Consider the following 9,104-nt stretch of genomic DNA (forward strand, 5'->3'; position numbering starts at 1 on the left):
TGTTGCATGGCGGCCAATGCACCCCCGATCAGGTCCGTGCTTGGGTCATCAACCGCTACTATTACCAATCCCGCATCCCGATGAAGGACGCCGCCTTTCTCAGCCGGGTTGAGGATGCCGACCTGCGCCGCATCTGGCGCTCGCGGATCGAGGATCACGATGGCACCGCCGAAAACGAGGGCGGCATTCGCCGCTGGCTGCGCCTTGCCCAAGCGGTCGGGCTCGATCCCGACTATGTGGCCTCTGCCAAAGGCGTGCTGCCCGCGACCCGCTTTGCCGTCGATGCCTATGTCGCCTTTGTCCGCGAAAAACCGCTGCTCGAGGCGGTTGCAGCCTCGCTCACAGAGCTTTTCGCGCCCAAGATCCACGCCGAGCGGATCGAGGGGCTTTTGGCCAATTACGCCTTTGCCGATGACAGCAGCCTCGCCTATTTCCGCAACCGCTTGAAAGAGGCGCCCAAGGACGTGGCCTTTGGCCTCAAATGGGTACTCGACCGTGCCGATACCGCCGAGAAACAGGACGCCGCCGCTGCCGCGCTGACCTTCAAAACCGATGTGCTCTGGTCGCAGCTTGACGCGCTCCATTCCGCCTATGTCGATCCTGCGCGCATCCCGCCCGGCGCGTGGCAGCCCGGCGAGGGGCTCTTGGCCAAAGGCGCGGCATGACCCCTGACGCGATCCCCCATCTGCCGCGCGGCGTGCGCCTGCACTATGACCGCGTGCGCAAGGATTGGGTGCTCCTTGCCCCCGAACGCGCCGTGCGGCTTGACCCCATCGGGCACGCGATTCTCAGCCGCGTGGACGGGGTGCAGAGCTTTGGCGCGCTCACCGCCGATCTCGCCGCCACCTTCAACGCGCCGCTTGACGATGTCACCCGCGACAGCGCCGAATTTCTGGCTGGCCTCGCCGAGCGCCGCTTTCTGGAGGTGCGCTGACATGGCCAATCCCCCTATCGCCATGCTGGCGGAACTCACGCACCGCTGCCCACTCTCCTGCCCCTATTGCTCCAACCCGGTGGAATTGACCGCGCGGGAAACCGAACTTGGCACCGCCGATTGGATTTCGGTCTTTCAACAGGCCGCCGATCTGGGCGTGCTGCAACTCCATCTTTCGGGGGGTGAACCCGCCTCGCGCCGCGATCTGGAAGAGTTGGTCAAGGCCGCCCGCGACGCTGGCCTCTATACCAACCTCATCACCTCCGGCATCGGCCTCACGGAAAAACGACTGGCCGCGCTCGACGCCGCTGGTCTCGACCATATCCAACTCTCGCTGCAAGGCACCGATTCGGAAATGGCCGACCGCATCGGCGGCTACAAGGGCGGCTTTGACCGCAAGATGCAGGTGGCCAAATGGATCGCCGCCATCGGCTTTCCGCTCACGCTCAATTTCGTCATGCATCGCGGCAACATGCACCAACTGCCCCGCGCGATTGAAATGGCTCAGGATATGGGCGCGCGCCGGATCGAGGTGGCAACCGTGCAATTCCACGGCTGGGCTATGCTCAACCGCGGCGCGCTCATGCCCGACCGCGCGCAGGCCCGCGAGGCCAGTCGCATCGTCGCCGAGGCGCGTGCCGCCCTCAAGGGGCGGCTGGTGATCGACTATGTGCCCGCTGATTATCACGCCGATTACCCCAAGACCTGCATGGGCGGTTGGGCCACCACCGGCCTCAACGTGGCCCCCGATGGGCTGGTCTTGCCCTGCCACGCGGCGCAGACCATCAAGTCGCTGACATTCGACAATGTCCGCACCCGCCCCTTGGCCGAAATCTGGCACAACGGTGCCGCCTTCAACGCCTTTCGCGGCACCGACTGGATGCAGGAACCCTGCCGCTCGTGTGAGCGCAAGACGATTGATTTCGGCGGCTGCCGCTGTCAGGCGATGGCGATTGCGGGCGATCCGGCAGCGACCGATCCGGTCTGCATCAAATCCCCGCATCACGCCCAGATGCGCGCCTTGGCCGAGGATTTCTCGGGTCAGTCCGATGCAAACCTCACATGGCGGGTGATGGAGAAAACATCCGAATAAAAGCCCGCTCTACCGCGATTGCTCGTGCTCGTATCGCTGCTTGGCAATTGCCTCGTTGCGATCCGCCTTTTGCTGATCGGCCAGCGCTTTCTCCACATAGTTGAGATGATCGTTGACCGCCGCCCGCGCCGTCTCGGGGTCACGCGCCTGAATGGCGGCGTTGATGGCGCGGTGCTGATCCAAAAGCGCGCCGCGCGTGGTGCGCTGTTTGAACATGACCTGACGGTTATAAAACACACCCTCGCGCAGCAGTTGGAACATCGAGCGCATCATATGCAGCATGATGACATTATGACTGGCCTCGATGATCGCCATGTGAAACTCGGCATCAAGCCGCGCTTCATCCGCCGGATTGGTTTTCTTATGCGCCGCCTCCATCTTGTCCATCACCGTCTGGATCACCTGCAAATCTGTGTCCGAGGCGAGGCGCGCCGCACGACAGGCCGCCAGCCCCTCCAGATCACGGCGAAAGCCGATATAGTCGAACACTGCCTCGTCATGTTCCGCAAAGAGCCGGATCAGCGCATCGGAAAAGGCGCTGCCCAGCACATCGGCCACATAGATGCCCGCGCCTGCCCGCGCGCTCAGCAATCCCTTGTCCTGCAACTCGGCCACCGCCTCGCGCAGCGAGGGGCGCGACACCCCCAGCTTCTCGGCCAGATCACGCTCGGCGGGCAGACGCTCGCCGGGGCGCAGGATGCCTTGGAGGATGAGCTTTTCAATTTGCCGCGTCACGGCAGTCGAGAGTTTTTCGGGGGTAACTTTCTGAAATGGCATGCGCGCGCCCTTGATGAATTGGTCAGATCATATGACCACATCGAAGAGGCGGCAAGCCTGTGCTTTGGTCTTGGGGTATGGGAAAAGAGGGGGAGATCTAGTGTGTCGTTGCGGCGCTTATCCCCGCGGGGAACACGCCCCCAACACCCACTTCCCCACCTGCGACGGAAAGAATGCCTCGACCGCCGCCGTGGCGATGACCAGCGTCTCACCGCTGCCCGGATCGGTCACGTTCTGACCGCCGAACACCACCTCTACCGTTGCCCGCCCACGCGGCAACCCGGCCTTGAGCGCCTCGGCATCGACGCGCGTAGGGTCTTGCACACCCACCGTCACCCTGACCTCCATATCCCGGTGATCGAGCGAGGTATTCAGAAACATCGGGATAGTGGAATGGCGGATTGCATCCTCGATCGCCCGCACGGCAGCCTTTTGGTAATCCATCCCGTGCAGGTCATTGCCCATCCCCATCTCGATGATGAACCGCTCCGCGCTCATGCCCGGGCCTCCATGTCGAACGAAACCGAGATGCAGGCATTGGCGATCACCGTGGGCTTGCCCACCGCGCGCGGAATGTCCAATCCGCCCAGTGCCACCTGCACCGACACCTGCCCGTAGGGGAAAATCGCGCGCAAAACCTCGATATCGACCTCTTCGGGTGCCTGCACAGCAATATCGAGATCAATCAGCATGTCGGCCTTCTCGAACCCGAACAACTCGGCCAGATTGATCGAGTTGTGCCACAGCGCATCACGCATCGCCCGCGCCGCCGCTTCGGTGTAATCCTGCCGGCGCAGCGATGTGCCCATGCCGAATTCGGTCAACAATCTTGTGCGCGCCATGGCTCAGAACTCCACCCCGATCTGCGCCTTAATGCCGGACCGGAACGGGTGCTTGATCAGCTCCATTTCCGTGACCAGATCGGCAATCTCGATCAACTCGTCCTTGGCATTGCGGCCGGTCAGCACGACATGGGTCATGTGCGGCTTTTCCTCGGCCAGAAACTGCACCACCTCGTTGATATCGAGGTAGTCATAGCGCAGCGCGATATTGATCTCATCCAGCAGGACCATCTTGTTGGTCTCGTCGCGGATCAACTCCTTGGCCTTGGCCCAAGCCGCCTGCGCCATTTCGGTGTCGCGGGTGCGGTCTTGGGTTTCCCAGGTAAACCCCTCGCCCATGGTGTGAAAGGCACAGACATCCGAAAACCGCGCGAGAATCAGATCGCGCTCGCCCGTGCTCATGCCGCCCTTGATGAACTGCACCACGGCGCAAGGCATGCCATGCGCGATGCAGCGAAAGATCATGCCGAACGCCGCCGAGGATTTGCCCTTGCCCTTGCCGGTATGGACGATGATCAGCCCCTTTTCATCGGTCTTGGTGGCCATGATCTTGTCACGCGCGGCCTTTTTCTTGGCCATCTTCATCGCGTGGCGTTCGGGGTCATCGGTCATATCTGGCTCCTGCCGGGTCTTGGGAACGGCAGAATGTCGCAGACCCAAGGCTGGGCGCAAGCCCTTTCTGCAAACGTCAAATCCGGTTGAGAACGAGCGACAGCCAAAGCGCAAAGGTGCTGATCCGGCTCTGACGATAGAGGCCCAGACGCCACAACCGCCGCAACCGCGCAGGCATCGGCCCCCGGCGCATGGCGGAGAATTCCGCCAAAATCGCGCGGTTCTCCGGCGTGAGATACCCCTCGAGCCGCGACAGCGCCGCGATATTGACCTCGTTCCAGGCCCGGAAATGCCCCTGCAACAATTGCCGGATACGCCGCAACCGAGCCAGCCGCGTGTCGTTCGACCCGATCTGGTTCACATCATGCTGCCGATAGAGCAGCGTCGGCGTGTCGTCATGCACCACGCGCCCCCCCGCCCCGGTAATAAGCTGATAGACCCACCAGTCATGCACCACGACCCGCTCGATCTGCTGCGCGGCCGCCTCGATCAGCCGCGTTGCCGCCGGATTGAGCAGGATCGTATTGCCCGAGGCCACATTCTGCACCAACGCATTGCGAAAGGACGGCGGGCGCGGGCGCGCCGCCGACATCCGCCTCTGGCCGAGTGCTGTATCCGTGATCCAGGTCCGGCTGCAATACAGCGCCGGGCGCGGATCATCCGACGCCCCGAGCGCCGCAATCCCGCGCGCGAGCTTGTCGGGCAACCATACATCGTCCTGATCGCAAAACGCCATCCAGTGCCCGGTGGGCGCATGCTCCGGCGTTTGCCGGATGAGCGAGAGAAAATTCTCTGCCGCTCCGGCCCCCGGCCCTTTCAGGCATCGGACCGGATGGCGCGCGGCAAAGGCATCTAGGATCGCACGGCTGTTGTCCTCAGACCCGTCATCACCGGCCAGCACTTGCCATCCACGATGCGTCTGTGCGGCAATGCTCTGCAACTGATCGGACAGGAAATCGCCGCCGTTGTACACGGCGAGCAGGATCACGACATGGGGTGCCTGCGGCCCCTCCATGCCTCAGCCCTTGACCCGGCCACCCTGCAACAGCCGCCGCAGATACGCGCCATAGTCGGTTTTCTTGAAGAGCTCGACGCGCGCCTCCAGCGCCGCCGCATCAATCCAGCCCTTGCCATAGGCGATCTCTTCGGGGCAGCCGACCTGCTGACCCTGCCGCTGTTCCAGCGTCCGCACGAAATTCCCCGCATCGAGCAGGCTGGCATGCGTTCCGGTATCAAGCCAGGCATAGCCGCGCCCCATCATCTCGACCGAGAGCAGACCGTCGCGCAGATACATCTCCAGAAGCGCCGTGATCTCCAACTCGCCCCGCGCAGAGGGTTGCACCGCGCGCGCGCGTTCCGACGCCGTGCCATCGAGGAAATAGAGCCCGGTCACGGCGAAATCCGATTTCGGCTCGTCGGGCTTTTCCACGATCGACACGGCCCGCCCCCGGCTGTCGAACTCGACCACGCCATAGCGCTCGGGGTCCGCCACGCGGTAGCCAAAGACGGTGCCACCCTTTTCCTGCCGCGCCGCACTCTCCAATTGCTGCGGCAACCCGTGGCCGTAAAAGATATTGTCGCCCAGCACCAGCGCCGAGGCCTGCCCGCCCAGAAACCCCTCGGCCAGCAGATAGGCCTGCGCCAGCCCATCCGGCGAGGGTTGCACGATATAGTCAAACACCAGCCCCCATTGGCTGCCATCGCCCAACAGCCGCTGAAACTGCGCCTGATCCTGCGGCGTGGTGATGATCGCAATTTCACGGATACCCGCCAGCATCAGCGCCGTCAGCGGATAGTAGATCATCGGCTTGTCATAGACCGGCAAGAGCTGCTTGCTCAGCCCCATGGTGATCGGATAGAGCCGCGTGCCCGATCCGCCCGCCAAAACGATCCCCTTGCGTGCTGTCGTCATGCTTGCTCCAGTTCTTTCAGGACGCGGGACAGGCCCACACGCCAATCGGGTCGCCCGATGCCAAAGTCTGCCTCCAGCGTCCGGCAATCAAGCCGGGAATTCTGCGGGCGAACGGCAGGGGTTGGATAGCCGCTTGTGGGAATACCTGTCACAACCGTCGCCCGCCCGGCTTGGGCGAAAATCTCGCGCGCGAAATCGGCCCAGCTTGCATCCGGCGCACCGCTGAAATGATAGAGACCGCCTGCATGGCCCGCCACCATCGCCCGCCCCATGGTCAAGAGCGCCGCCGCGATATCCGCCGCCGGTGTTGGCCCGCCGATCTGGTCCTCGACCACGGTCAGCGCATCGCGCGTCTCCGAGAGGCGCAGCATGGTTTTCACGAAATTGCCGCCATGCGCCGAAAACACCCAAGAGGTGCGCAGGATCGCGCTCTGTCCGCCTGCGGCGCGCACCGCCTCCTCGCCTGCCAGCTTGGAGCGGCCATAGGCATTGCAGGGGGCCACCGGATCGAACGGCGTGCGCGGGGCCGTGCCGCTGCCGTCAAACACGTAATCGGTCGAAACATGGCAAAAGGGGATACCCAGATCGGCTGAGGCCCGCGCCATTGCCCCTGGCGCGGCCCCATTGATCACCGTGGCTAAATCCTCTTCGGCCTCGGCGCGGTCTACGGCGGTGTAGGCGGCGGCATTGATCACCAGATCAGGCGCGTGATGCCGGATCGCGGCGGCGCAAACCTCTGGCTGCGTCAGATCCGCCATATCCCGGCCCAGCGCCGTGACCTCGGCCAATCTCTGTATCTCGGTGGCCACCTGCCCGGTGCGACCGAAAACCAGTATCTTCATACCGTGTCCCTTGTTCCTGTCTGCTCAGCCTGTTCCCAGCCGCTTGCCCACGCCATCGCGCGCCAAAAGTGCCCGCCACCACGCCTCATTCTCCAGATACCACCGCACCGTGCGCCGCAACCCCTCGTCCACCGTCACCGACGGCCGCCAGCCCAATTCGGCCCGGATGCGCGACGGGTCGATCGCATAGCGCGCGTCATGCCCCGGACGATCCGTGACAAAGCTGATCTGCGCGGCATAGGACTTCCCATCGTCGCGGGGTGCGGCCTCGTCCAGAACCGTGCAGAGGCTGCGCACCAATTCCAGATTGCTCAGCTCATTCTCGCCGCCGATATTATAGGATCGCCCCGGCGCGCCGCGCTCCAGCACCGTCAAGAGCGCCTCGGCATGATCCTCGACATAGAGCCAGTCGCGCACGTTCGACCCATCGCCGTAAATCGGCAGCGGCTTGCTCGCCAAAGCGTTGAGAATGACCACCGGGATCAGCTTTTCGGGGAAATGGAACGGCCCGTAATTGTTCGAGCAATTGGTGATCAAAATGGGCAGACCATAGGTCTCGTGCCAGGCCCGCACCAGATGATCCGAGGCCGCCTTGGAGGCCGAATAGGGGCTGCGCGGATCATAGGGCGTGGTTTCGGTGAATTGCCCCGTGGGGCCAAGCGAGCCGAACACCTCATCGGTCGAGATGTGGTGGAAACGGAACCCGTCCGGCTTGCCTGCGGCCTGCCAATAGGCGCGGGCAGCCTCGAGTAGGGTATATGTGCCGGTGATGTTGGTCTGGATAAATGCGCCGGGGCCGTCGATGGATCGATCCACGTGGGATTCAGCCGCCAGATGCATCACCGCATCGGGTTGATGGTCAGCAAAGATCCGGTCAAGCGCTGCGCGGTCGCAAATATCGGCCTGTTCAAACGCGTAAAGCGGGCTGTCGGCCACACTGGCGACGTTCTCAAGACAGGCGGCGTAGGTCAGCGCATCCAGATTAACCACGCTATGCCCTTGCGCCACCGCAAGCCGTACCACAGCCGAGCCGATAAACCCTGCACCACCCGTTACCAATAGCTTCATTTACGCGCCCTCAAATGTGAACGGGCTGTCGAGATCAGCCAAACTGGGCGCTTTTGCGTCCTTATCTGACAAATCCGGCGACAAATCACCCATATCCCAGTCGATCCCGATGTCAGGGTCATTCCACGCGACCGCCCCTTCGGTGGCCTGCGCGTAATAATCCGAACATTTGTAGATAATCTCGGTCTCGGGCGTGCGTGTGACAAAGCCATGGGCAAAGCCCGCAGGCACCAGCAACTGCTTGCCGTTCTCGAAACTCAGCTCGATCCCGAACCACTGCCCGTAGGTGGGCGAGCTTTTACGAATATCAACCGCCACATCGAAAAGCGCGCCGCGCCCGCAGCGCACCAGTTTGTCTTGGGCATGGGGCGGTGCCTGAAAATGCAGCCCGCGGATGGTGCCCGGCGTCATCGACAGCGAATGGTTGTCCTGCACGAATGGAATGGTGATCCCGTGCTTGGCCAAGGCCTTGGCGCTATAACTCTCCGAGAAAAACCCCCGATGATCCCCGAAACGCGACGGCGTGATAACGACTACGCCTGAAAGGGGCGTTTGTTCAATCTGCATGGAAAATCCCTTTGGCTTTAATATCGGGTCGTAACTACAGAAGAGTAAACCGCCTGTCGATTTCTATATCAGACATAAGCACGTGCTTAGCTTCAGGATTTCGGTAACGGGGACGTGTCTGTCAATGATAAAAAAACAGCCGAACATTGACGGCGGCGGGAGTTTCCGTCGTCGTGCTGTTATGATGGGGTTGGGAGCAGACTCTCGAAGAGCTGCTAATTTTCAACGCTTCAATACAGGATCTTCCCCGGGTTCATGCTTCGGTCCGTGGTCAGCGCGATGGCTGCCAACATGATGCTGATCCAGTGTGGTGCCCAAACCGGCCTTGCCATGGCGTTCAAACTGATGATGTCAGCCCAGACGAAGTGGCGCAAACTCGACGGAGCCAACCGCATGCCCGAGATCATCGAGGGGATTGCATTCAAGGACGGGATCAAACAACTTAGCCAAGCCGCCT

12 protein-coding genes and 1 pseudogene are annotated in these 9,104 nt (G+C 62.4%); 4 read left to right on the plus strand and 9 right to left on the minus strand.

Annotated elements, in window-relative coordinates:
• From pqqC to pqqE, 3 genes are all read left to right on the plus strand, one after another.
• Positions 1–665: pyrroloquinoline-quinone synthase PqqC (gene pqqC, locus KBT70_RS08675; RefSeq protein ID WP_296631359.1), on the plus strand; the 665-nt coding region annotated here is incomplete at its 5' end.
• Positions 662–934, plus strand: a complete 273-nt coding sequence (gene pqqD, locus KBT70_RS08680; RefSeq protein WP_296631364.1) for a pyrroloquinoline quinone biosynthesis peptide chaperone PqqD — start codon at positions 662–664, stop codon at positions 932–934. The genes pqqC and pqqD, both read left to right, overlap by 4 nt.
• Before the next feature lies 1 nt (position 935).
• Complete coding sequence (gene pqqE / locus KBT70_RS08685; RefSeq protein WP_296631372.1) at positions 936–2,027, plus strand: pyrroloquinoline quinone biosynthesis protein PqqE; 1,092 nt, start codon at positions 936–938, stop codon at positions 2,025–2,027.
• Between the two features lie 9 nt (positions 2,028–2,036).
• On the opposite strand, the gene KBT70_RS08690 is transcribed toward pqqE, so the two are convergent.
• The 9 genes from KBT70_RS08690 to rfbC all read right to left on the minus strand — a co-directional run bounded on the left by KBT70_RS08690 (position 2,037) and on the right by rfbC (position 8,647).
• The gene (locus KBT70_RS08690; protein WP_296631377.1) at positions 2,037–2,804 is read right to left on the minus strand and encodes an FCD domain-containing protein; all 768 of its coding nucleotides are present in this window, start codon (positions 2,802–2,804) and stop codon (positions 2,037–2,039) included.
• 117 nt (positions 2,805–2,921) lie between these two features.
• Positions 2,922–3,302, minus strand: a complete 381-nt coding sequence (locus KBT70_RS08695; RefSeq protein WP_296631382.1) for a Lin0512 family protein — start codon at positions 3,300–3,302, stop codon at positions 2,922–2,924.
• Entirely contained in the window at positions 3,299–3,646 is a 348-nt protein-coding gene (locus KBT70_RS08700) for a Lin0512 family protein (protein ID WP_296631386.1), read from the minus strand. Before KBT70_RS08700 ends, KBT70_RS08695 begins: the two co-directional genes overlap by 4 nt.
• 3 nt (positions 3,647–3,649) lie before the next feature.
• Positions 3,650–4,258 carry a cob(I)yrinic acid a,c-diamide adenosyltransferase gene (gene cobO / locus KBT70_RS08705; protein ID WP_296631388.1) on the minus strand — a complete coding sequence of 203 codons (609 nt, stop codon included), beginning with the start codon at positions 4,256–4,258 and terminating at the stop codon, positions 3,650–3,652.
• A 76-nt stretch (positions 4,259–4,334) separates the two neighbouring features.
• Entirely contained in the window at positions 4,335–5,273 is a 939-nt protein-coding gene (locus KBT70_RS08710; RefSeq protein WP_296631391.1) for a glycosyltransferase family 2 protein, read from the minus strand.
• A 3-nt stretch (positions 5,274–5,276) separates the two neighbouring features.
• Complete coding sequence (rfbA, locus tag KBT70_RS08715; protein ID WP_296631394.1) at positions 5,277–6,170, minus strand: glucose-1-phosphate thymidylyltransferase RfbA; 894 nt, start codon at positions 6,168–6,170, stop codon at positions 5,277–5,279.
• On the minus strand, positions 6,167–7,012 hold the full coding sequence (gene rfbD / locus KBT70_RS08720) for a dTDP-4-dehydrorhamnose reductase (RefSeq protein WP_296631399.1): 846 nt from the start codon (positions 7,010–7,012) through the stop codon (positions 6,167–6,169). The genes rfbA and rfbD overlap by 4 nt, the downstream gene beginning before the upstream one ends.
• A gap of 24 nt (positions 7,013–7,036) precedes the next feature.
• A complete protein-coding gene (gene rfbB, locus KBT70_RS08725; protein WP_296631402.1) occupies positions 7,037–8,080 on the minus strand; it encodes a dTDP-glucose 4,6-dehydratase in 1,044 nt (347 codons plus the stop codon).
• Entirely contained in the window at positions 8,081–8,647 is a 567-nt protein-coding gene (gene rfbC / locus KBT70_RS08730) for a dTDP-4-dehydrorhamnose 3,5-epimerase (RefSeq protein ID WP_296631407.1), read from the minus strand.
• Positions 8,648–8,962: 315 nt separating this feature from the next.
• Between rfbC and KBT70_RS08735 the strand changes: the two are divergent.
• Positions 8,963–9,104, plus strand: a pseudogene (locus tag KBT70_RS08735) (IS256 family transposase); the annotation flags it as partial.

Source organism: Roseovarius sp. (assembly GCF_018066915.1).
GTDB lineage: Bacteria > Pseudomonadota > Alphaproteobacteria > Rhodobacterales > Rhodobacteraceae > Roseovarius.

Bases quoted from the DNA above. Each gene is read 5' to 3' on its own strand.
- pqqD (WP_296631364.1), top strand. From the start codon at position 662: ATGACCCCTGACGCGATCCCCCATCTGCCGCGCGGCGTGCGCCTGCAC.
- pqqE (WP_296631372.1), top strand. From the start codon at position 936: ATGGCCAATCCCCCTATCGCCATGCTGGCGGAACTCACGCACCGCTGC.
- KBT70_RS08690 (WP_296631377.1), bottom strand. From the start codon at position 2,804: ATGCCATTTCAGAAAGTTACCCCCGAAAAACTCTCGACTGCCGTGACG.
- KBT70_RS08695 (WP_296631382.1), bottom strand. From the start codon at position 3,302: ATGAGCGCGGAGCGGTTCATCATCGAGATGGGGATGGGCAATGACCTG.
- KBT70_RS08700 (WP_296631386.1), bottom strand. From the start codon at position 3,646: ATGGCGCGCACAAGATTGTTGACCGAATTCGGCATGGGCACATCGCTG.
- cobO (WP_296631388.1), bottom strand. From the start codon at position 4,258: ATGACCGATGACCCCGAACGCCACGCGATGAAGATGGCCAAGAAAAAG.
- KBT70_RS08710 (WP_296631391.1), bottom strand. From the start codon at position 5,273: ATGGAGGGGCCGCAGGCACCCCATGTCGTGATCCTGCTCGCCGTGTAC.
- rfbA (WP_296631394.1), bottom strand. From the start codon at position 6,170: ATGACGACAGCACGCAAGGGGATCGTTTTGGCGGGCGGATCGGGCACG.
- rfbD (WP_296631399.1), bottom strand. From the start codon at position 7,012: ATGAAGATACTGGTTTTCGGTCGCACCGGGCAGGTGGCCACCGAGATA.
- rfbB (WP_296631402.1), bottom strand. From the start codon at position 8,080: ATGAAGCTATTGGTAACGGGTGGTGCAGGGTTTATCGGCTCGGCTGTG.
- rfbC (WP_296631407.1), bottom strand. From the start codon at position 8,647: ATGCAGATTGAACAAACGCCCCTTTCAGGCGTAGTCGTTATCACGCCG.